Annotated in this window: 18 protein-coding genes; 17 read left to right on the forward strand and 1 reads right to left on the reverse strand. The window is 61.9% G+C overall.

What is annotated here, in order from left to right:
• Positions 1-379 precede the first annotated feature (379 nt).
• The 5 genes from LC094_RS04920 (at position 380) to LC094_RS04940 (ending at position 6,421) form a co-directional block, all read left to right on the forward strand.
• Positions 380-2,857: an ATP-binding cassette domain-containing protein gene (locus LC094_RS04920; protein ID WP_226550636.1), complete on the forward strand. Its 2,478-nt coding sequence runs from the start codon at positions 380-382 to the stop codon at positions 2,855-2,857.
• Between the two features lie 8 nt (positions 2,858-2,865).
• Positions 2,866-3,846: an ABC transporter permease gene (locus tag LC094_RS04925; RefSeq protein WP_226550637.1), complete on the forward strand. Its 981-nt coding sequence runs from the start codon at positions 2,866-2,868 to the stop codon at positions 3,844-3,846.
• Between the two features lie 72 nt (positions 3,847-3,918).
• Positions 3,919-4,590 carry an EthD family reductase gene (locus LC094_RS04930; RefSeq protein WP_226550638.1) on the forward strand — a complete coding sequence of 224 codons (672 nt, stop codon included), beginning with the start codon at positions 3,919-3,921 and terminating at the stop codon, positions 4,588-4,590.
• Positions 4,591-4,617: 27 nt separating this feature from the next.
• On the forward strand, positions 4,618-5,385 hold the full coding sequence (locus tag LC094_RS04935; protein ID WP_226550639.1) for a sulfite exporter TauE/SafE family protein: 768 nt from the start codon (positions 4,618-4,620) through the stop codon (positions 5,383-5,385).
• 46 nt (positions 5,386-5,431) lie between these two features.
• Positions 5,432-6,421, forward strand: coding sequence for an LLM class flavin-dependent oxidoreductase (locus tag LC094_RS04940; RefSeq protein ID WP_226550640.1), 990 nt, complete (start codon positions 5,432-5,434; stop codon positions 6,419-6,421).
• 19 nt (positions 6,422-6,440) lie between these two features.
• On the opposite strand, the gene LC094_RS04945 is transcribed toward LC094_RS04940, so the two are convergent.
• Positions 6,441-7,334 carry a LysR substrate-binding domain-containing protein gene (locus LC094_RS04945; protein WP_226550641.1) on the reverse strand — a complete coding sequence of 298 codons (894 nt, stop codon included), beginning with the start codon at positions 7,332-7,334 and terminating at the stop codon, positions 6,441-6,443.
• A gap of 118 nt (positions 7,335-7,452) precedes the next feature.
• Here LC094_RS04945 and LC094_RS04950 point away from each other — a divergent pair, with 118 nt between their 5' ends.
• The 12 genes from LC094_RS04950 to LC094_RS05005 all read left to right on the forward strand — a co-directional run bounded on the left by LC094_RS04950 (position 7,453) and on the right by LC094_RS05005 (position 20,822).
• Positions 7,453-8,592, forward strand: coding sequence for a TauD/TfdA family dioxygenase (locus tag LC094_RS04950; RefSeq protein WP_226550642.1), 1,140 nt, complete (start codon positions 7,453-7,455; stop codon positions 8,590-8,592).
• Positions 8,589-9,329: a class II aldolase/adducin family protein gene (locus tag LC094_RS04955; protein WP_226550643.1), complete on the forward strand. Its 741-nt coding sequence runs from the start codon at positions 8,589-8,591 to the stop codon at positions 9,327-9,329. Before LC094_RS04950 ends, LC094_RS04955 begins: the two co-directional genes overlap by 4 nt.
• A gap of 57 nt (positions 9,330-9,386) precedes the next feature.
• Positions 9,387-10,340: a LysR substrate-binding domain-containing protein gene (locus tag LC094_RS04960; RefSeq protein WP_226550644.1), complete on the forward strand. Its 954-nt coding sequence runs from the start codon at positions 9,387-9,389 to the stop codon at positions 10,338-10,340.
• A gap of 102 nt (positions 10,341-10,442) precedes the next feature.
• The gene (locus tag LC094_RS04965) at positions 10,443-11,477 is read left to right on the forward strand and encodes an ABC transporter ATP-binding protein (RefSeq protein ID WP_226550646.1); all 1,035 of its coding nucleotides are present in this window, start codon (positions 10,443-10,445) and stop codon (positions 11,475-11,477) included.
• Between the two features lie 104 nt (positions 11,478-11,581).
• Positions 11,582-12,694 carry an ABC transporter substrate-binding protein gene (locus LC094_RS04970; protein WP_226550647.1) on the forward strand — a complete coding sequence of 371 codons (1,113 nt, stop codon included), beginning with the start codon at positions 11,582-11,584 and terminating at the stop codon, positions 12,692-12,694.
• A 57-nt stretch (positions 12,695-12,751) separates the two neighbouring features.
• A complete protein-coding gene (locus LC094_RS04975) occupies positions 12,752-13,561 on the forward strand; it encodes an ABC transporter permease (RefSeq protein ID WP_167600555.1) in 810 nt (269 codons plus the stop codon).
• Positions 13,558-14,370 carry an ABC transporter permease gene (locus LC094_RS04980; RefSeq protein WP_226550648.1) on the forward strand — a complete coding sequence of 271 codons (813 nt, stop codon included), beginning with the start codon at positions 13,558-13,560 and terminating at the stop codon, positions 14,368-14,370. The genes LC094_RS04975 and LC094_RS04980 overlap by 4 nt, the downstream gene beginning before the upstream one ends.
• A 97-nt stretch (positions 14,371-14,467) precedes the next feature.
• Complete coding sequence (locus tag LC094_RS04985) at positions 14,468-15,628, forward strand: acyl-CoA dehydrogenase family protein (protein WP_226550649.1); 1,161 nt, start codon at positions 14,468-14,470, stop codon at positions 15,626-15,628.
• Positions 15,629-15,633: 5 nt separating this feature from the next.
• Positions 15,634-17,685, forward strand: a complete 2,052-nt coding sequence (locus tag LC094_RS04990; RefSeq protein WP_226550650.1) for an acetate--CoA ligase family protein — start codon at positions 15,634-15,636, stop codon at positions 17,683-17,685.
• The gene (locus LC094_RS04995; RefSeq protein ID WP_226550652.1) at positions 17,682-18,467 is read left to right on the forward strand and encodes a carnitinyl-CoA dehydratase; all 786 of its coding nucleotides are present in this window, start codon (positions 17,682-17,684) and stop codon (positions 18,465-18,467) included. Before LC094_RS04990 ends, LC094_RS04995 begins: the two co-directional genes overlap by 4 nt.
• Positions 18,468-18,480: 13 nt before the next feature.
• Complete coding sequence (locus LC094_RS05000) at positions 18,481-19,404, forward strand: BKACE family enzyme (RefSeq protein ID WP_226550653.1); 924 nt, start codon at positions 18,481-18,483, stop codon at positions 19,402-19,404.
• A complete protein-coding gene (locus LC094_RS05005) occupies positions 19,401-20,822 on the forward strand; it encodes a carnitine 3-dehydrogenase (RefSeq protein WP_226550654.1) in 1,422 nt (473 codons plus the stop codon). Before LC094_RS05000 ends, LC094_RS05005 begins: the two co-directional genes overlap by 4 nt.
• The last annotated feature ends 3 nt before the right edge of the window (positions 20,823-20,825 follow it).

Below are 20,825 nucleotides of genomic sequence, written 5' to 3' on the forward strand. Positions count from 1 at the left end.
AAACCCGCTCTGCTCCTCGCAGAATCTAATGTTTGGTAATAGCGAATAAGTTTGATTTAAACAAATGATCATGGAATGCCAAGGAAAAACTCTCCTTGCTGCTATCGCAGGGTTTTGGCGAAAGCTATTTCGGTAAAATTAAGGTTTTGATTTTCAATGATAATTTGCTGTTCTTGGCGAAAATCCTACTCTGTAACTTATATTATATTGACAAATGTATTCACGATAGGAGAATTTCAGTTGAGGAGAATTGGGTGGCCACGCAGCGCGTGGACCGCCTTCGGAAGGAGAAGACGCACCGGACGCCAGGAGGCCCTCTCGCAACTGCGGGCAGGGCGCGCGGCAGGCATCCGGGCGTCACGTACAGGGGAGGAATTTTATGCAAAGCGATAAGCTTTTGTTGGAGATGCAGGGCGTGTCCAAGCATTTCCCGGGCGTCCGCGCACTGCACCAGATCACGTTCGACGTGCGGGCAGGCGAGGTGCACGGGCTGGTCGGGGAAAACGGGGCGGGCAAATCCACATTGATGGGGGTCGCCTCCGGCGCATTGCAGGCGACCGAAGGCACGGTGCGTATCGACGGCACCGAAGTCTCGGCGGACCCGGATCTGGCGCGTGAGCTGGGTTTGGCGATTGTGCGTCAGGAACCCGCCTTGATGCCGGATTTGTCGGTGGCGGAGAACCTCTATCTCGGTCTGCCGCATGGGCGCCGACCTTCTTTGTCAGGGCTCAACGATTGGGCGCGCAAGTTGCTTTTGCATTGGAGCGACGACGTGTCCATCGACCCGCGTGATCACATCACGACGCTCAACCCGGAACAGCGCTTCATCGTCGAAATCGTCAAGGCGCTGGAATGCGAACCCAAGGTTCTCGTTCTCGACGAGCCGACCGAACACCTCGCCACCGAGGACGTCAAACGGCTCTTTGACCGCGTGCGCAAGGTCACGGCACGGGGTGCGGCGGTTGTCTATATTTCCCACCGCATCCGCGAAGTGCAGGCCATCGCCGACCGTCTGACGGTGCTGCGCGACGGCGAGGGGCAGGGGACGTACCCGGCCCGCGAATTGAACGAAGATCAGATTGTGTCGCTCATTGTCGGCGGCGATCTCGACCGGACCTTCCCGGACAAAGCCGCGCCCGGCCATCACGAAACGGTTCTGGCGACGCAGGATTTCTCCGGGCCGGGCTTCTCCAACGTCTCGCTTCAGGTGCGTGCGGGGGAAATCCTTGGCCTTGCGGGGATCGACGCCAACGGGCAACGCGAATTCATGCGCGCTTTGGCAGGCATCCATCGCGGCCACGGCCATCTGACGCTGAGCGGCAAGGACATCCAAATCCGCTCGAGCCAGGGCGCCAAGGCGCTTGGCATCAGCTACCTGCCGGGGGATCGCCACCGCGAGGGGATTTTCCCCGAACTGTCGATCCGCGAAAACTTTTCGATCCGCAGCGCCCATGAGGACACCCGCCTGGGCCTCGTCAGCGGTCGCGTCGAACAAGGCCGGACCCGCGAGGCAATCAAGCAATTCGCGGTGAAAACGCCCAGCGGTGAAACCCCGATCCAGTCGCTGTCGGGCGGCAACCAGCAAAAGGTCGTGCTCTCCAGCGTCTTGGCGATGAAGCCGAAGGTGCTTTTGGTCGATGAACCGACCCAAGGCGTCGACGTCGGCGCGCGGGCGGAAATTTACCGCGTGATCCGCGAGGCGGCGCGCGCCGGTGTCGCCGTGATCCTCGTGTCCTCGGACCAACAGGAGGTCGCGGGGCTGTCGGATCATGTGGCGATTTTCTCGCGCGGTCGCGTGGTGGACATGCTGACAGGCGATCGTGTCACGGAAGACAACATCACCTCCGCCGTGCTCAAATCCACCGAGCAGCGGGACAAACATCACAAATCTCTCGGCGCTTTCTGGAAATGGGCGGCGGGCAACAGCGCGCCGCTCATCATGGTGGGCCTTGCGATTGTGCTTTTGGGCGCGGTGGCGGGCGCGTGGAACCCGTTCTACCTCTCGCCACGCAGTCTTTCGAATATGATGACGCTGGCCGCAACTCTGGCGATTGTCGCCTATGGTCAGCAATTCCTGATGCTCGTCAGTGGCATCGACCTCTCGGTCGGGCCAACGATGGGATTGGTGCAGGTGGTCGCCTCCTTCTTCCTGCTCACGGGCGCCAGTGGCGGGGATCAGGCCATCGGGTGGATGCTTGTGCTGGTCGTGGCCGCCGTGGTCGGTTTCGTGAACTGGGTGCTGGTCGAGGGGCTGCGGTTGCACCCGATGGTGGCGACGCTCGCGACCTTCATGTCGGTGCAGGCGGTGTCCTTGTTCCTGCGGCCGGTGCCGGGCGGGATGCTGGACGGCAATCTGATGGCCGCGCTCAACACCAAGGTGGGCATCGTGCCGGTGACCTTCATCGCCGCTGTCGTCTTGGCGCTGGTCATGGAGTTCTTCCTCTTCCGCCGCAGCCTCGGCGTCTCGATGCGGGGCCTGGGCTCGCGTCAGGAAGCCGCGCGCACCGCCGGTATTCGTCCGGTGATGGTGCGTCTCATCGCCTATGTCGGCTGTTCGGTCTTTGCCGGTTTTGCGGCGATCACCATGTTCGCTCAGGTCGGCATCGGCGATCCGCGCGCAGGCATCAGCTACACGCTGGGCTCCATCGCAGCGGTCGTGATCGGCGGCGCAAGCCTCTTTGGCGGACGTGGCTCCTTCATCGGGTCGCTCTTGGGCGCGATCTTCATCACCCAGGTGAACTCGGTCACCGTCTTCCTGCGCCTCAGCCAGGAATGGCAGCAATACCTCCTCGGGTTCCTCATCCTCGCCTCCGTGGCGCTCTACTCGAAGAGCCGTGAGAAAGTGGTGCAGGCATGACTATGACAATGACGAAAAGCAAAACCATGACCCAGCCGAGCTTTGGCCAACAGATCAAGTCCACGGTGTTCAACGAATTTTCGTGGATCTGGGGGGGCACGATTGCGCTCTTTATCCTCTGTAGCTTTGTCGCGCCCGGCGTTGTGCGCCCTGCAGCGATCAGTTCGATGTTGCCCTTTGCGGCGATCCTCGCGATCACGGCGGTCGGCATGACCATCGTGATCCAGCAACGCGGCCTCGATATGTCCCTGCCGGGGATGATGACCATCGCCGGGCTGTTGTTTGCGCAGATCGGCTTTTCCACCGGATCGACGCTTTTGGCGGTGCCGCTGACCTTGGCCATCGCTTTGGGCATCGGCATCGTCAACGGGCTTTTGGTGGCGAAACTCAACATCACGCCGATCGTGACGACGCTGGCGACCAACGCCATCCTGATGGGCGCCGTGCGCGCCGTGTCGGGCGGCAGTCCGATGAGCGCGCCTGCCGAGTTGGCCGAGTTTTCGCATTCGAAACTCTTCGGCGTGCCGATGACGCTGATCCTCGCCCTGCTGTTTATCATCGTGATCAGCATCGTGACCAAGCGCACCATTCCGGGCCGTCGTTTCGTCGCGGTGGGTGCCAATCCGGCGGCGGCGACGGCGGCGGGCATCCCGATCCTGCGCTATCAGGTGGCGACCTATGCGATTGCGTCCTTGTGTTTCGCGGTCGCGGGCATGCTGTTCACCGGCTTCATCGGCTCGGCGTCCCAGACCGCGGGTGTCGACTATCTTCTGCCCGCGATTGCGGCGGTGGTGGTCGGTGGCACGCCCTTCAACGGCGGGCGCGGCAGCGTGATCGCCAGTGGCGTGGCCGCTCTTTTCATGACCCAACTTGGCCAGATGGTGCTCGCGCTTGGCGCGGGGACCTCCGTGCAACTCCTCGTGCAGGCTCTGGCCATTATCATTGCTGTCGCGGTGCGTCATATCCCAGAGTACCTTGGGCGGCAATGAGACCCCGGGCCGTCCGATCCCCCGGTCGGACGGCCCATTTTTTCTAACATCGAGACCAAATGAGGTGCTTTCATGATTACCGTAATGGGTCTGATCCAAACCGCGACCGATCTCTCCGAGACCAGCTATAGCGACAACGAAGAGGCCATGCGCCGCGGCGTTGGCGATCTGTCTCTGGGGGGCGTGTTCAACCGTGTCGTCGACAACAGCCAAAAGGGCATTTCTTATGCCCGTGGCGCTGTCGAGCTTGATGCGATCACACAGTTTTTCTTCAACGATATTTCCGCCAGCATGACGGCGGCCTCGATGGGCAGTTTCAACCTGACCATGGGCCTGTCGGGACCGATGGTGGCGGAGATGCATTCACTTCTCTGTTTGCAAAACACCGTGGTCGCGCCGCCCGCGATGGGGCAGGGCCTCAAACGGATGTCGATCCTGCGCAAACGCCCGGATGTCTCGGCGGAATTCTTTCAGGAACAATGGTTCGAACTTCATGCCATTCTGGTCAAGCGCCTGCCGGGGCTGACCGGCTATCGTCAGAACCTCGTGCTCGACGGGCCGCGCTGCCCTGAGGGGCATATGATGGTCGATGGCATGGTCGAGCTTTGGTTCCCCGATGGCGAGACCATCGACAGCGCCTTTCAATCCGACATCGGCAACACGACGATGATGCATGCCAAGGAGTTCATTGCGGAAATTTCAACCTTCCTCGTCGAGCCGCATTGTGTGAGAGGCCTGTCCTGACGCGGGTCGCGCGAGGACGTTGCAAACATGACACCTGATCTGACATTTCTGATCGTTCTGGCGATCTCCGTGACTATTCTTGGCCTGTCCAAGGGCGGCTTTGCGGGCATCGGCATGGTCAGTACGCCTTTGGTTGCGGCCTTCAGTGACCCGTTGACAGCGGTGGCGCTGATGCTGCCGATCATGCTCGTGCAGGATGTGGTGGCGGTCTATCTCTACCGCTTCGAGTTTGACGCATCGATCCTCAAAAAGATGATCCCCGGCGGTGTCCTCGGCGTTTTGGCGGCCTATCTTTTGGCCTCATCCGTGCCCGAATGGGTGATCAAGGCGGCTTTGGGCGGCGTGGCTTTGTTGTTTTCGATCTGGCAGGCGGTGCTTTTGTCACGCGGGCTGCCGGAGATCCCGGCCAAGTCGCGCCACGACACGGCGCTTGGCGTCGCGGCAGGCGCCGCGGGCGGCTTCGCCAGCGCCATCGCGCACGCCGGTTCGCCGCCGTTTCAGATCTACGTCATGCCCAAACATCTGCGCAAAGAGATCTATGTCGGCACCAGCGTGATGTTCTTTGCCGCGCTCAATCTGATGAAACTGCCGAGTTTTGCCGCACTTGGGTTCTACAACCGCGAGACCGTGCATCTCAGCCTGTTCTTCATCCCGCTGGCCGTCGTCTCAAGCTGGGCCGGGTCGCGGCTGGTGCGCTATGTCGATCCGCGTGCCTTCAATCTGATCATCACCCTGATCCTGTTCTTCGTCAGTTTTGTGCTGATCTGGCAGGCCTATATCGACGCCGCCGCCTGATCCGGGCAGATTGCGCAGAGATTCTACGAACTTTAGGACATCCATTATGAAACGCTATTCGCTCCTTGATCTTGCCCCCGTTGCCGAAGGCCATGGTGTCGATGAGGCGCTGGCCAATTGTGTCTCTCTGGCGGTGGCGGCGGAACAGGCCGGGTATCACCGCTATTGGGTGGCCGAGCATCACAATATGATCGGCATCGCCAGCTCCGCCACTGCCGTCTTGATCGGCCAGATTGCGGCGGCGACCAAGGAGATGCGGGTCGGTGCAGGTGGCATCATGTTGCCCAACCACGCGCCTCTGATGGTGGCGGAGCAATTCGGTACGCTCTCTTTGATGCATAAGGGCCGGATCGATCTGGGCCTCGGCCGGGCGCCCGGCACGGATATGTCCACCGCGCGGGCGCTGCGCCGTCACATGCAACAGGGCGACACGTTTCCGCATGATGTGCAGGAGTTGATCGCCTATCTGGGCGATGTGCCAGAGGGCGCGCCGGTGCGGGCCATTCCGGGCATGGGCACCCATGTGCCGGTGTGGATTTTGGGGTCGAGCCTCTACGGCGCGCAGCTTGCCGCGCATTTTGGCCTGCCTTACGCCTTTGCGTCGCATTTCGCGCCGGATATGTTGGAGGAGGCGCTGCACGTCTATCGGACCACATTCCAGCCGTCCGAGAACTTGGCCGAGCCCTATGCGGTGATGGCCGCCAGCGTCTGTGCCGCCGAGAGCGATGAGGAGGCGGCCTATCTGCGGACCTCACAGCTTCAGGCCTTCGCCAATATCGTCACCAACAACCGGGGCAAATTGCCAAAGCCTTCGCTCGAAGCGGTTGCCAACATGCCCTATCCGGTGCGCGCGCAGGTCGACCGGATGCTGAACTGTGCTGCGGTGGGCGGGCCTGAGACGCTTGTGACGCAAATCTCGGCATTGATCGCCCGGTATCAGCCCGATGAGCTGATGGTGACGGGGATGATCCACGACCAGACCGCGCGCATCCGCTCTTTTGAGATCGCGGCAGAGGTCATGCGCGGGCTGGTCTAGGCCTTCGCGGGGGGCGGGCTCACTGCAACAGAGGGTCGGCTTTGGCGATCCAGTCGATGAAGCTTTTGCTCGTGGCCGACATCGGGGTTTTCGCGGTGACGAAATAGGAGGTGCCGAGATCGACCTCGCCCTCCGGCCACATCCGCAAAGACCCGTCGCGCAGCGCGCCATCGGCGATGGATTTCCAACCGAGCATAAGCCCCTGACCTGCCTGCACTGCCTGTGCGGCCTGCACGTAATTGTTAAAGCTTTGCCCCGACAGCCGCTCGCGGGAGAGACCTGTGGCGCGGAAATAATCTTCCCACCCGGCCCAATGGCTGTTGTGCGGGCTGCGCACATGGATAAGCGGCGCGCGGTCGAGGCCGATGCCTTCGGCTTGCAGGCGCTCCAGAAAGGCGGGGGCGGCCACCGGGCAGACACGTTCGTCAAAGAGCTTTTGCGTGACGCCCTCGCGCCAGCCGCCGGTGCCGTAGCGGATCGCGATGTCGATGCCGGGGGCAAGGTGGGGCAGGTCGGTCGCGGGCGCCTGCACGTTGACGGTGATCTCGGGGAAGCGGGCGTAGAAATCCGGCAGGCGCGGCATCAGCCAATAGGTTGCCATGCCCAGCGTGCAGGAAATGGTGATCTGATTTCCGGCCTGTCCGGTGAGGCTGCGGATGTCCTCAAGCGCCGACGAGATTTGCCCAAGACCGTCGCGCACCGCACGGGCGAGAATCTCCCCGGCCTCGGTCAGACCCGCCGGACGGCGCGTGCGATCGATCAGCGGCGCGCCGACATGGGATTCGAGCGCCTTGAGCGCCTGGCTCACCGCCGGTTGCGTGACGTTCAGTAGGGTGGCGGCCTGTTGCATCGAGCCGTGACGCGCGACGGCTTCGAAGGTGGTCAACAGACGGAGCGGGGGGAGGCGGTCCATATCATTACCATTTGCTTATATTAAATTAAGACTAAACGCGCTGTTCGGATTTGAAAAGCCGTGAGATGGTTCGGGTCAGAAATCCTCCCCAATCCACTCAAAAACGCTGAGAAATCACATGAATGTCATGAACGCACCCATCGCCGCCCCGGTTCTCAAAGAGCAGGGTCTGGATGTCATCCTGTCCGACGGTCAGCCGCATTACTTTAACTACTACTGGCTGCGCGACAATTGCCCCAGCTCGTTCAGCAGCGCCACCCGCGAGCGCAGCTTTGACATTTTTCACCTCGTAGACGCACCGACGCCCAAGGCCGCCGAGATCGTCGGCGATGCGCTTGAGATCGTCTGGTCTGGCGAAGATCACGTCACGCTGTTCCCGCTGAGCTGGCTTGAGACCTACGCCACCGCAGGCCCGCGCAACGACCCGGCGGATCTGCCGCGCGAGGCCTGGTATGGCGATCACTTCCCGGAGGTGCCGCGCTTTAGCCAGCCGGAGCTGATGGCCGACCCGGAGGTGCGCCGCAAATGGATCGAGGCAATGCTGGTCGAAGGTTTTGTGATCCTCACCGACATGCCAGACAGCAACGAGGCGCTGACGGAAACCGCCAGCCTGATCGGTCAGGTGCGCCCGACCTTCTTTGGCGATTATTTCGACGTGAAAACCTATATCAATCCGACCAACACGGCCTATACCTCCGCCGCGCTGGAGTTGCACACCGACACGCCGGCGGAGGAACATGCGCCGGGGGTTCAATTCCTGCATTGCCGCGCCAATACGGTGCAGGGCGGCGAGAGCCTCTATGCCGATGGTGTCGCCGTGGCCAATGACTTCCGTCAACGTGACCCCGAGGGGTTCAAGCTGCTCTCCGAGGTTTCCGTGCCGTTCTATTGCGAGCATGACGATTACGACATGCGGTCGCGTCAGACGGTGATCGAGCTGGATCAGCATGGCGAGGTGTCGGGCCTGACGATCAGCCAGCACATGCTCGACATCATCGATCTCGATCAGGAGTTGCTCGACCGTTACTACCCGGCCTTCTGCCGGTTTGGGCGGATGTTGCAGGAAGAGAAATACATGATGCGCTTTCTGATGAAAGCGGGCGAATGCATGGTGTTCGACAACCACCGCATCGTGCACGGGCGCGCGGCCTATTCGGCGACCAGCGGCGACCGCTATCTGCGCGGCTGCTACACGGATCGCGCCGAGATGCGCTCGACCTATCGCGCGCTCGTCAGCGAAGGGCGGTTCAAGGCATGAACACCCACGTTTCCCCCGATCAGACCCTCGTCGATCCTGTCGCTTTGCGGCAGGATCTGGCGGATGCCTTTCGGATTTGCCACCAGCTGGGCTGGAGTGAATCCGTCGGAAATCATTTCAGCGCGGCTGTGTCCGACGACGGGGCGCGGTTCCTATTGAACCCGCGCTGGCAGCATTTCGCGACGATCCGCCCCGAGGACCTTTTGCTGCTCGACAGCAACGACGAGACGGTGCTCGACGGGCCGAATGCGCCCGATGCCTCGGCCTGGTGCGTCCATGGCACGTTGCACCGGCGCAAACCGGAGGCGAAGGTCCTGTTGCACTGCCATTCGCCCTATGCCACCGCATTGGCTTGTCTCAAGGACCCCACCGTCGTGCCCATCGACAACAACACCGCGCGGTTCTACGGGCGCACGGCCTATGACCTCGATTTCGGCGGCATCGCCGATGCGGAGGAAGAGGGCGAGCGTCTGGCGGAGAGCCTTGGCGACAAATCGGTTCTGGTGATGGGCAACCATGGGGTGACCATCGTCGGCGACAGCGTGGCGGATGCTTTCGAGGACCTGTATTTCTTTGAAAAAGCCGCGCAGACGCTCATTCTGGCGCGCTCAACCGGGCAACCTTTGGCGGTGCTTTCGGACGCGGTGGCGCAGAACACCGCCGACGGCTGGATCGCCTATCGCGGCATGGCGCAACGCCATTTCGAATATCTGAGATCGCAACTTCCGCGGCTTTAGTCCCTCTGCGGTCACTGTCTTAAAGTCAGATGTTTTGATCTCGATAGACTGCCCCCGATGCGCTATGCCTCGGGGGCGTCTTTTTATGTCAGGAGAGCTGCCATCAAACGTTTTCCCTCTATTCAGGCGCTGCGCGTCCTTGAGAGCGTCGTGCGCAATGGCGCGCTGTGGCGTGCGGCCTCTGAGCTCAATGTCACCCGCAGCGCGGTCAGCCATCAGCTTCGGCTCATGGAACGCGATCTGGGATTCAAGATCGTCGAACGCAGCGGCAACCGCACCGAGATCACGCCGCGGGCGCGCGCCTATGCCGAGGATGTGCGCCGGGCGCTCAACATCATCGCAAGCTCGACCGCGCGGGTGTCGCAAGACCGGTTGAACGGGCGGCTGTCGGTGAGCGCGCCGCCGGGCTTTGCCGCCGCGTGGCTCTGCCTCAACATGGGGGATTTTCTGGCCGCGAACCCGGAAGTCATCCTCAATGTCGTCAGCAGTCATCAGCTTGCGGATACCAGCAACCCGGAGGTCGATACATTCATCACCTTCGGCCATGAACCGCGCGCCCATGTGGTGGCGGAGCCTTTGTTGTCGGTCGAATTCACGCCGCTGTGCAGCCCGGCCTATCTCAGCCGGTACAAGAATTTCAACGATCCGCACATCCTCAAACGGGCAACGCTTTTGCACATGAATGACTTCACCGATTGGGAAAACTGGATGCAAATGTCGGGCATGCCGATGGAAAATGCGCATCGTGGCATTTGCTATTCTGACATGAACATCGTGCATACGGCGGTGATCGCGGGCGAAGGAATCGCGATTGGCGATACGGTGCTTTGGGCGTCGGATTTGCGTGAAGGGCGGTTGATGCGACCCTTTGCACAAACTTTGCACTCTGATACCGGCTATTTCCTCTGTACGCCGGAGGAAAATCTCGAAAATCCACTCGTGGTTGAATTCCATAACTGGTTGAAAACACGTCTGGAAGTGAGCCGTATTGGTCTGGATTTTAGGTCGTGACAAATTTTGTTTGTCACGCGGAACAAGAAGTTTCATTTGCAGTTTGGCAAAGCGCCTCGCACCCTCAGAGCATAACGCACAGACTGAGAAAGCGAGACGATTGTGGCAAACACAACGCAGATCGAAGCCCATTCCGTCGGAAAAATGTTCGGGGATTTCCACGCCTTACGTGACGTGTCCCTGGACATCAAAGAGGGCGAATTCCTCTCTCTTCTTGGGCCATCAGGCTCAGGCAAAACCACCTTCCTGACGATGCTCGGCGGTTATCAGAACCTGACCTCGGGCAAGCTGCTCCTTGAAGGGCAGGACATGACCAATTGGTCGGCCAAGCAACGCGGCTTTGGCATGGTGTTTCAGGGCTACGCCTTGTTCCCGCATCTGAGCGTGGCCGAAAACATCGCCTTTCCGCTCAAGGTCAAGAAATGGTCCAAGGCACAGATGTCGGCGCGCGTCGATCAGATGATCGAGATGGTCGGCCTGTCGGGGCATGCGCATAAGAAACCCAAGGCGCTTTCCGGAGGTCAGCAGCAAAGGGTCGCTCTGGCCCGCGCGCTGGCCTACGAGCCGAAGGTTCTGTTGCTCGATGAGCCGTTTTCGGCGCTCGACAAGAACCTGCGCGGCCAGATGCAAGAAGAGCTGCGGCGGCTGCACAGGGATCTCGGCACGACCTTTGTCTTTGTGACCCACGACCAAGAAGAGGCGCTGGCACTCTCGACCCATGTGGCGATCTTCAACCAAGGCGCGCTGCAACAGATCGGCACGCCGAGTGAGGTCTATGAACACCCCGCGAACCGCTTCACGGCGGAATTCTTGGGCGACATCAATATCATGTCGCTGGACGCCGAAAAGGGCGGGGTTGCCGGGACAAAGATCGACCTGCCGACCAATGCGTCGGCCTTCGATCATATCGCGCTGCGTCCCGAACACATGCGCCTTGCGGGCGAGACGGACGTGAATAAGCTCCCGGTGACGGTGCGCGACATGGTCTATCTCGGCTCGAAATCCCGTCTCGTGCTTGAGACCAAAGCGGGCGAAGAGTTGATGTTCTACATCGACAACGGCCCCGGCCTGCCGCCTCCCGATCTGGGCGCGGGGCTGCACGTCGCATGGGACACCGGCGACAGTTTCGCGCTCTGACATTCCCTATCGCAACGCATCTTCAAGGGCCGCCACACGGGCGCTCGACAGAGAAGCTCTGCGCAAAACTACAACAATTCCAACACCAACCAACAGGTGAGACAATGCACAATCACTTCCAGAAAGACCTCGTCGACATTCTCAAGGAACGGAGTGCGAAAGGTCAGATTTCCCGCCGCCAACTGATGCAGGGCTTTGCCGCGCTCATGGGCACCTCCGCCATCGGTTTGGGCGCCACGCCTGCGCGCGCTGAAGACGGTCGGCTGGTCTTTGTGAACTGGGGCGGGGATGCGCTCGATGCGATGGATGCGGCCTTTGGCAAACCCTTCGCCGAGGAAACCGGCATCAAGGTGTTCTACGACGGCTCCGGCCCGACCGAAGGCGCGATCACCGCGCAGGTGCAGGGCGGGCGTCCAACCTGGGATCTCGTCGATGCGGATCCCTTCTCGACGCAGGCGCTGGGGCGTAAGGGCATGATGCAGCCGATCGATTACGACATCGTCGATCCGGCGAAACAGCGCGAAGGGTTTCAGTGGGAATACTCCTCGTCGTGCTATTTCTACTCCTATGTGATCGCCTATGACGCGACCAAATACGACACGCCGCCGACCTCTCTGGCGGATTTCTTCGATGTCGATAAATTCCCCGGCAAACGCTCCATGTACAAATGGGGCGCGGGCATGTGGGAGGCCGCGCTGCTGGCCGATGGCGTGGCACCCGCGGACCTCTATCCGCTCGATCTGGACCGCGCACATGCCAAGATCGACGCCTTCAAAGAGCATATCGGCGCCTTCTGGGGCGGCGGGGCGGAAAGCCAGTCTTTGCTGCTCAACGGTGATGTCTCCATGGCGCTGATCTGGAACACCCGCGCGGGTCTGTTGCACAAGGACACCGAGGGCGAGATCACCTTTACCTGGGACGGCGGCATCATCGGGCCGGGCGGCATCGGGGTGCTCAAGGACAACCCGGGCGGCACCGAAGCGGCGATGAAATACATCGCGGCCACGCAAGAGCCGGAGCGTCAGGTGGTGCTGTTCGAAATGCTGGGCAACGGGCCGAGCAACCCGGCCGCCGATGCGCTCATTCCGGAAGAGGACCGCTGGCTCAATCCGATGGACCCGGCGAACCTGCCCAAACAGGTCGCGCTCGACACGGATTGGTACGAAGAGAACTACGGCGCGGCGCTCGACGCCTATCTCCAGATTATTTCCGCCTGATCCCCCTGACTTGGCCCTCCGTTTGTCACGAACGGAGGGCGCGCAAAAGGAAGATCCATGCGCCCCTATCTCCTCCTTATCTGCCCGGTACTTTTGTTCCTGGGCGCGAGCTATCTGTTGCCGTTTTTAGGCATCGTTCAGCTCAGCTTTACCGATCCGGACCCCGGTTTCGCGCAATATGGCCACGTTTTGAGCGATCCTTTGTCGCTTGGCGTGATCGGGCGCACGCTGCGGCTCTGTCTGATCGTGACCGTGGTCTCGGTGACCAGCGCCTATGTCATCACCCTTCTCTGGGTGCGTGGCTCGCCTCTGGTGCGGATGATCACCGAACTGTGCATCATGATCCCGTTTTGGATTTCTATCCTGAGCCGGGCGTTTGGGTGGCTGTCCATGCTCTCCAACCGCGGCCTTCTGAACACCTGGCTTCAGGACCTTGGGCTGATCGACAGCGCCATCCAGATGACGCGCAACGAGTTTGCCGTTGTGGTCGGCATGTCGCATTACCTCATCCCCTTCGCCGTCTTCCCGCTGGCCACCGCCATGCGCAATGTCGATGAGCGCGTGCTCACCGCCGCCGATGGCATGGGGGCCTCTCGTTTGCGGATTTTCTGGCAGGTCTATCTGCCGATGACGGCGAGCGGCATCATGGGGGCAACGCTCTTGGTCTTTGTCTTCTCCATCGGCTTTTACGTCACGCCCGCGCTTTTGGGCGGGGGGCAGTCCGTCTTGGTCGCCGAGCTGATCTACCTCTGGATTTTCCAGATCCCGCAATGGGGCATGGCCGCCGCCATGAGTGTGGTTCTGATGATCGCGGTGGGGGGCATTCTCTACCTTCTCATTCGCCGCTACGAGGATGTGACGCCATGACCCGACTTCGTCCCGGCGTGATCGCCACGCTTTTGTCCTCCCTCGTTGCGCTGTTCCTGTTGATGCCGCTCATCGCGGTGGTGCCGGTCAGCTTCACCTCGCGTCGCTACCTCAGCCTGCCCAATGGCGACTGGTCCTGGCGGCACTACCAGTTGCTGTTCGAGAACCCGGAGTGGGGCCACAGCCTCATGACCTCTGTGCAGGTCGGTGTGCTGGCCAGCGTCCTTTCGGTCGCGCTCGCCACGGCGTTTTGCGTCGGCATCTGGCTCCTGCGTCCACCGTTCGCCATGCTGATGACCGGCTTTGTGCTCTTGCCGATGGTCGCGCCGCCTGTGGTGTCCTCGCTCACGCTGTTCTTCTTTCTGACGCAGTTGTCGCAATGGAACAGCCTGATCGCCTATGACACGTTGGGCGGGGTGGTTCTGGCCCATATGGTGATGGTCGTGCCCTATGCGGTGGTCGTGCTCATGGTCTCTCTGAGCCAGGTCGACCGGCGCATGGATTTGGCCGCGCAATCCATGGGGGCAAATCTCTTCACCCGGATCTTTGGGGTGATCCTGCCCAACATTCGCTTTGGCATGTTGGGCGCATTGTTCCTGTGTTTCCTTCTGTCCTGGGACGAAATCGGTGTGACGCTTTTCGTCACCTCGGTGGAAACTATCACGCTGCCACGTCGGATGTGGATGGGGCTGCGCGACAATGTCGATCCTGCCATCGCCTCGATTTCCGTGCTTTTGATCCTCGTGGTCACGCTGGTGATCCTCGCCCGTGCCGCCCACCTTTGGCGAAAGGTACGCGGCCCCAGTTGATCCCTATTCCCACTTAACCCTTCCGCAGCGCGCGGACCTCTCGCGCGCTGCTTCCTCCCTGACAACAACATCCTTTCAACATGAAAGAGGGTGACCCATGCATTTTGGCCTGACCACTGAACAGGAGATGATCGTCTCCACCGTCCGCAGCTTCGTTGAAAACGAAATTTACCCCCATGAAACGCTGGTCGAACGCACCGGAGAAGTCCCCGCCGAGATCGGCCAGGAGATCAAACAGAAGTGCCTCGATCTGGGGTTTTACGCCTCGAACTTTCCCGAAAGCGTTGGCGGTCCGGGGCTCTCGCATCTCGAATTCGCGCTGGTCGAACGTGAGCTGGGCCGTGGCTCGATGGCGCTGACCCATTTCTTTGGCCGGCCGCAGAACATCCTGATGGCCTGCAAAGGCGAGCAGATCGAAAAATACCTTATGCCCGCCGTGCGCGGCGAGAAAATGGACGCTCTGGCGATGACCGAGCCGGATGCGGGTTCCGACGTGCGCGGCATGAAATGCTCCGCCGTGCGCGACGGCGGCGATTGGGTGATCAATGGCTCCAAGCACTTTATTTCCGGCGCGGAACACGCCGACTTCGTGATCGTCTTTGTTGCCACCGGGGTCGATGAGACGCCGCGTGGGCCGAAGAAACGCATCACCTGTTTCCTCGTCGACCGCGGCACGCCCGGCTTTGAGATCGCGCGGGGTTATAACTCCGTGTCGCACCGCGGTTATCAGAACAGCATCCTCTATTTCGACAATTGTCGTCTGTCGGATGCGCAGGTTCTGGGCGAGGTCGATGGCGGCTTCGACGTGATGAACGAATGGCTCTACGCCACGCGCATCACGGTCGCGACCAACTCCGTGGGCCGCGCGCGCCGGGTCTTCGATCACGCCTTGAGCTACGCCGCCGAGCGCAAGCAATTCGGCCAGCCCATCGGCAAATTCCAAGGCGTGAGCTTTCAGATCGCCGATATGATCACCGAGATCGACGCCGCCGATTGGCTGACGCTCTCCGCCGCATGGCGTCTGGACCAAGGCCTCCCGGCCAACCGCGAGATTGCTTCGGCCAAGGTTTACGCCTCCGAAATGCTGGCGCGTGTGACCGATGCGGCGCTGCAAATTCATGGCGGGATGGGGCTCATGGACGAGCTGCCGATTGAGCGGTTCTGGCGCGATGCCCGTGTCGAACGCATCTGGGACGGCACCTCGGAAATCCAGCGCCACATCATCAGCCGGGACCTGTTCCGGCCTCTGGGAGCGTGACGCGGATGGGTGCCCTGAGCCGGTTCATCTCGCCCAAGGCCATCGCCGTGATCGGCGGTGGCACATGGTGCGAAAACGTCGTGCGCCAATGCCGCGATACCGGGTTCACCGGGCCGATCTGGCCGGTGCACCCGAAGAAAACAGAGCTCGGCGGTCTGCCGGCCTATCCCGATCTCGCCAGCCTGCCGGGCGTGCCCGACGCGGCCTTCATCGGCGTGAACCGTGAGCTGACCGTCACGGTCACGGCGGAGCTGTCCAAGATGGGCTGCGGTGGCGCGGTCTGCTTTGCGGCGGGGTTCAGCGAGGCGGTGTCCGAGCTGGCCGATGGCGCAGAGCTTCAGGCGAAACTGGTCGAAGCCGCAGGCGACATGCGGGTTTTGGGGCCGAATTGCTACGGCATCGTCAACGCGCTCGACGGCATGGCGCTTTGGCCCGACCGCCACGGCATGGCGCCGGTCGAACGCGGTGTCGCCGTCATAGGGCAATCCTCCAACGTGCTGATCAACCTGACGATGCAACGGCGCGGCCTGCCGCTGGCCGCCGTGGTTGCGGCGGGCAATCAGGCGCAAACCTCGATGTCCGATCTCGGGATTGCCCTTTTGGAAGACCCGCGCATCACCGCCTTGGGGCTGCATATCGAGGGGATCAGCGATCTTCCGGCCTTCGAAGAGCTGGCGCGGCGTGCGTCCGATCTGGGCAAACCCATCGTTGCGCTGCGTGTCGGCAGCTCGCAACAGGCGCAGGCCGCCGCCGTCTCTCACACCGCCTCTCTGACCGGGTCGGATGCGGGCGCGCGGGCTTTGCTCAAACGTCTTGGCATTGCGCAGGTGGACACGCCGACCGAGTTGGTCGAAACGCTGAAGCTCCTGCATGTCACTGGCGGGCTCCGCTCCAGCCGCATCGCCTCTGCGTCTTGTTCGGGGGGCGAGGCCTCTCTCATGGCCGATATGGGCGAGGTGGCGGGGGTGGTCTATCCGCCGCTCAACGCCCAGCAAAGCGACGGCCTGCGCGCCGCTTTGGGGCCCAAGGTCGCCTTGGCCAACCCATTGGATTACAACACCTATATCTGGGGCGACGAGGCGGCTTTGACCGCCACCTTCACGGCGCTTTGCGATGCCGAACTGGGCCTTGGCTGTGTCGTGGTGGACTATCCGCGCGACGACCGGTTCGAGGCGCCCGATTACGATCAGGTGCTGCGCGCGGTCGCCAAGACCGGCGAGGTGACCGGCACACCGATGGCCATGGTCTCGCTTTTGTCCGAGGGCCTCTCTGAAGCGGTAGCGCAGCGGGCGCTGGAGCTGGGCGTCGTGCCGCTTTGTGGCATGGGCGATGCGTTGCGCGCCATCCGTGCGGCGGCCGAAGTGGGCGCGCGCTCAGGCGACAATCAACGTCCTGCGCCGGTGCTGCAACCGCTGAACGGCCATGGCGATCCGCGTGTCTTCTCGGAGGCCGAGGCCAAGGCGCTTTTGTCCGGTTTTGGCGTTCGCGTGCCGAAATCCCAACGTGCGATGACGGCGACAGAGGCGGGCGTGCAGGCCGAGGAGATCGGCTTTCCCGTCGTGCTCAAAGGCGAAGGCATCGCGCATAAGACCGAGGCCGGGGCGGTGGTTCTGAACCTCACCGAGGCCCGCACGGTGACCGAGGCGGCAAAGTCCATGCCCGCCGCGAGTTTCCTCGTCGAGGAGATGATCACCGGCACAGTGGCTGAGCTGATCGTCGGTGTGACCCGCGATCCGGCGCATGGTTTTGTCCTGACGCTGGGCATGGGCGGCATCCTGACCGAGCTGATCCGTGACACGGTCTCACTGCTTGTCCCCGCCTGCCGCGAAGATGTGCAAAGCGCCTTGTCCGATCTGAAAACCGGCGCGCTTTTGACTGGCTATCGCGGTCGCACGCCCGCCAATCTCGACGCGGTGATCGACACGGTCATGGCGCTGCAAAAGCTGGTCACGGACCATGCCGAGGCCTTGCATGAGATTGAAATCAACCCGCTGATCTGCCGCGCCGAAGATGCCGTGGCGGCGGATGCACTCATCAGAATGGAGGAGCAGCCATGAGCGCTCAAAACGTCCTGACCGACCGCCGGGGTGCGGTGCTTGAGGTCACGCTGAACCGGCCCAAGGCCAATGCCATCGACATGGCGACGAGCCAGGAACTTGGCGAGATTTTCACCACCTTTCGCGACGACCCGGAGCTGCGCGTGGCGATCGTCACTGGCGCCGGAGAGAAATTCTTTTGCCCCGGTTGGGATCTCAAGGCCGCAGCCGAGGGTGAGGCGGCGGATGCGGATTACGGCAAGGGCGGCTTTGGTGGCTTGCAAGAGCTGCGCGGGCTGAACAAGCCGGTGATCGCGGCGGTGAATGGCATCGCTTGCGGTGGGGGCTTGGAGTTGGCGATCAGCGCCGACATCATTCTGGCGGCAGATCATGCCACTTTTGCCCTGCCGGAAATCAAATCCGGCACGGTGGCCGATGCCGCCTCGATCAAACTGCCGAAGCGCATTCCCTATCACATCGCGATGGAGCTTTTGTACACCGGGCGTTGGTTCGATGCCGAGGAGGCGCATCGCTGGGGCTTGGTAAATCGCATTCTGCCCGCCGCCGATCTGATGGCCGAGGCGCGCAAGATGGCGGATGAGCTGGCCTCCGGTCCGCCTCTGGTCTTTGCGGCGATCAAGGAGATCGCGCGCGAGGCCGAGGATATGAAATTCCAGGACGCGCTCAATCGCATCAACACCAGCCAATTCGAAACCGTCGAGCGGCTCTACCGCTCCGAGGACCAGAAAGAAGGCGCGCGCGCCTTTGCCGAGAAACGCGATCCGGTCTGGAAGGGCCGGTAACAGGACGACGATCATGCCCCTTCAAATGAACCGAAAACTCTTTCTCACCGCCGCGATCACCGGCGCCGCCGCGACGCAGGACAAAAGCCGACTCGTACCGCGTTCGCCGCAAGAGATCGCCGCGGCCGCGATTGACGCCGCCAAGGCAGGCGCCGCCGTGGTGCATTGCCATGTGCGCGACCCGGAAACCGGCGCGCCCTGTCGCGACCGTGGGTTTTTCCGCGAGCTGACCGACCGCATCCGGTCGTCCGAGGTGGATGTGGTCTTGAACCTCACTGCAGGCACCGGCGGCGATCTGACCTTTGGCGCGGCGGAGACGCCGATGGCGCTCAACGCCGCCGAGACCGATATGGCGGGGGCGACCGAACGCATGGCGCATATCCGCGATTGCCTGCCAGAGATTTGCACGCTGGATTGTGGCTCGATGAATTTCGGCGATGGCACCTATGTGATGACCAACACGACCGACATGCTCCGCGCCATGGGGCGGATGATGACCGAGCTGGGCGTGAAGCCGGAGATCGAGGCCTTTGACACAGGCCATCTGTGGTTCGCCAAACAGCTGGTGAAAGAGGGCGTGCTGGAAGACCCAGCCTTGGTACAGCTTTGCATGGGGGTGCCATGGGGTGCGCCGAATGATCTCAACACCTTCATGGCGATGGTGAACAACATTCCCGAGGGCTGGAACTGGTCGGCCTTTAGCTTGGGTCGCGATCAGATGCCTTACGTGGCGGCGGCGGCGCTGGCGGGGGGCAATGTGCGGGTTGGGCTGGAGGACAATCTCTATCTCGACAAAGGCGTGCTGGCGACCAATGCGCAGCTTGTCGAACGCGCGGCGAGCCTCTTGTCCAACATGGGCGCGACGCTCATGGGGCCGGAAGAGGTCCGCGCCCAGCTTGGCCTCGTCAAACGCGCGATGCCGGAGACCGTGGCATGAGCCGCGCGGCCATCATCGGCGGCGGCGTCATCGGCGGCGGTTGGGCGGCGCGCTTCCTGCTCAATGGCTGGGACGTTGCGGTCTTCGACCCGGACCCGGAGGCGGCGCGCAAGATCGGCGAGGTGCTGGACAATGCCCGCGCCTCTTTGCCCGCGATCTACGACCGGCCCTTGCCGCCGGAAGGGCGCCTGAGCTTTTGTGACAGCATGGCCGACGCTGTGACCGGCGCCGATTGGGTGCAGGAAAGCGTGTCGGAGCGGCTGGAGTTGAAACATCGGGTCTATGACGAGATCGCGAAATCCCTGTCGGACGGCGTGTTCATCGCCTCTTCGACGTCCGGGTTCAAGGCCTCCGATCTGGCCGCCAAAGGTGCGCCTGTCGTGGTCGTTCATCCGTTCAATCCGGTCTATCTTTTGCCACTTCTGGAAATCTCCGGCGCGCCGGGGCTTTGCAAAAAGGCGGCAGAGATTGCCACCTCCATCGGGATGCATCCGCTCATTCTCAAAACCGAAATCGACGCCTTCATCGGCAACCGGTTTCAGGAAGCGGTCTGGCGCGAGGCGCTTTGGATGCTCAAGGACGGCATCGCCACCACCGAGGAAATCGACGACGCGATCCGCATGGGGTTTGGCCTCCGCTGGGCGCAGATGGGCCTGTTTGAGACCTATCGCATCGCGGGCGGCGAGGCCGGGATGAAAAGCTACATCGAACAATTCGGTCCTTCGCTGCAATGGCCCTGGACCAAGCTGACCGATGTGCCGGAACTCGATGAGGCTTTGATTGCCACGATCAGCGATCAGTCCGACGCGCAATCCGGGCATTTGACGATCCGCGAGCTTGAACGCCTGCGTGACGACAATCTCGTCGCCATTCTGCGCGCCCTGCGCCATACCGGCAGCGGCGCGGGCGGGGTGGTCGCCACGCATGAAGCGGGGCTTGCCACGGGCGGTGAGATCGACGGTTTGCCGGTCACTTTGCGCCGGGTGGTGCCGGTGACCTGGACCGATTACAACGGCCATATGAACGAAGCCGCCTATCTCGAGCTTGGAACCTGGGCGACCGACGGGTTGATGCAACTCATCGGCGCGGATGCCGCCTATGTCGCCTCTGGCAAAAGCTTTTTCACTGTCGACACCCGCATCCGCTACCTCGATGAGGTGCATCGCGGCGAGGCGCTGACGGTGACGACGCTGGTGCTTGAGGGCGCGGACAAAAAGATGAAACTGTTCCACCGTGTGCTCAAGGCGGATGGCACGATCTGTGCCACCATCGAGACGCTGTTGCTGCACACCGATCTGACCACCCGCCGCGCCTGTGCGCCGGAGGCGCCTGTCGCAGGCGCGCTCGCACATCTTGCCATGACCCATGCCGATTTCCCCGCCGAAGGCGCGGGCGGCTCGGTCGGGCATCGCGGCTAAGCC

Source organism: Celeribacter naphthalenivorans, assembly GCF_020524585.1.
GTDB lineage: Bacteria > Pseudomonadota > Alphaproteobacteria > Rhodobacterales > Rhodobacteraceae > Celeribacter > Celeribacter naphthalenivorans.

Bases quoted from the DNA above. Each gene is read 5' to 3' on its own strand.
- LC094_RS05000 (WP_226550653.1), top strand. From the start codon at position 18,481: ATGCCCCTTCAAATGAACCGAAAACTCTTTCTCACCGCCGCGATCACC.
- LC094_RS04995 (WP_226550652.1), top strand. From the start codon at position 17,682: ATGAGCGCTCAAAACGTCCTGACCGACCGCCGGGGTGCGGTGCTTGAG.
- LC094_RS04945 (WP_226550641.1), bottom strand. From the start codon at position 7,334: ATGGACCGCCTCCCCCCGCTCCGTCTGTTGACCACCTTCGAAGCCGTC.
- LC094_RS04985 (WP_226550649.1), top strand. From the start codon at position 14,468: ATGCATTTTGGCCTGACCACTGAACAGGAGATGATCGTCTCCACCGTC.
- LC094_RS04950 (WP_226550642.1), top strand. From the start codon at position 7,453: ATGAATGTCATGAACGCACCCATCGCCGCCCCGGTTCTCAAAGAGCAG.
- LC094_RS04920 (WP_226550636.1), top strand. From the start codon at position 380: ATGCAAAGCGATAAGCTTTTGTTGGAGATGCAGGGCGTGTCCAAGCAT.
- LC094_RS04925 (WP_226550637.1), top strand. From the start codon at position 2,866: ATGACGAAAAGCAAAACCATGACCCAGCCGAGCTTTGGCCAACAGATC.
- LC094_RS04980 (WP_226550648.1), top strand. From the start codon at position 13,558: ATGACCCGACTTCGTCCCGGCGTGATCGCCACGCTTTTGTCCTCCCTC.
- LC094_RS04990 (WP_226550650.1), top strand. From the start codon at position 15,634: ATGGGTGCCCTGAGCCGGTTCATCTCGCCCAAGGCCATCGCCGTGATC.
- LC094_RS04975 (WP_167600555.1), top strand. From the start codon at position 12,752: ATGCGCCCCTATCTCCTCCTTATCTGCCCGGTACTTTTGTTCCTGGGC.
- LC094_RS04955 (WP_226550643.1), top strand. From the start codon at position 8,589: ATGAACACCCACGTTTCCCCCGATCAGACCCTCGTCGATCCTGTCGCT.
- LC094_RS04930 (WP_226550638.1), top strand. From the start codon at position 3,919: ATGATTACCGTAATGGGTCTGATCCAAACCGCGACCGATCTCTCCGAG.
- LC094_RS04960 (WP_226550644.1), top strand. From the start codon at position 9,387: ATGCGCTATGCCTCGGGGGCGTCTTTTTATGTCAGGAGAGCTGCCATC.
- LC094_RS05005 (WP_226550654.1), top strand. From the start codon at position 19,401: ATGAGCCGCGCGGCCATCATCGGCGGCGGCGTCATCGGCGGCGGTTGG.
- LC094_RS04935 (WP_226550639.1), top strand. From the start codon at position 4,618: ATGACACCTGATCTGACATTTCTGATCGTTCTGGCGATCTCCGTGACT.
- LC094_RS04970 (WP_226550647.1), top strand. From the start codon at position 11,582: ATGCACAATCACTTCCAGAAAGACCTCGTCGACATTCTCAAGGAACGG.
- LC094_RS04940 (WP_226550640.1), top strand. From the start codon at position 5,432: ATGAAACGCTATTCGCTCCTTGATCTTGCCCCCGTTGCCGAAGGCCAT.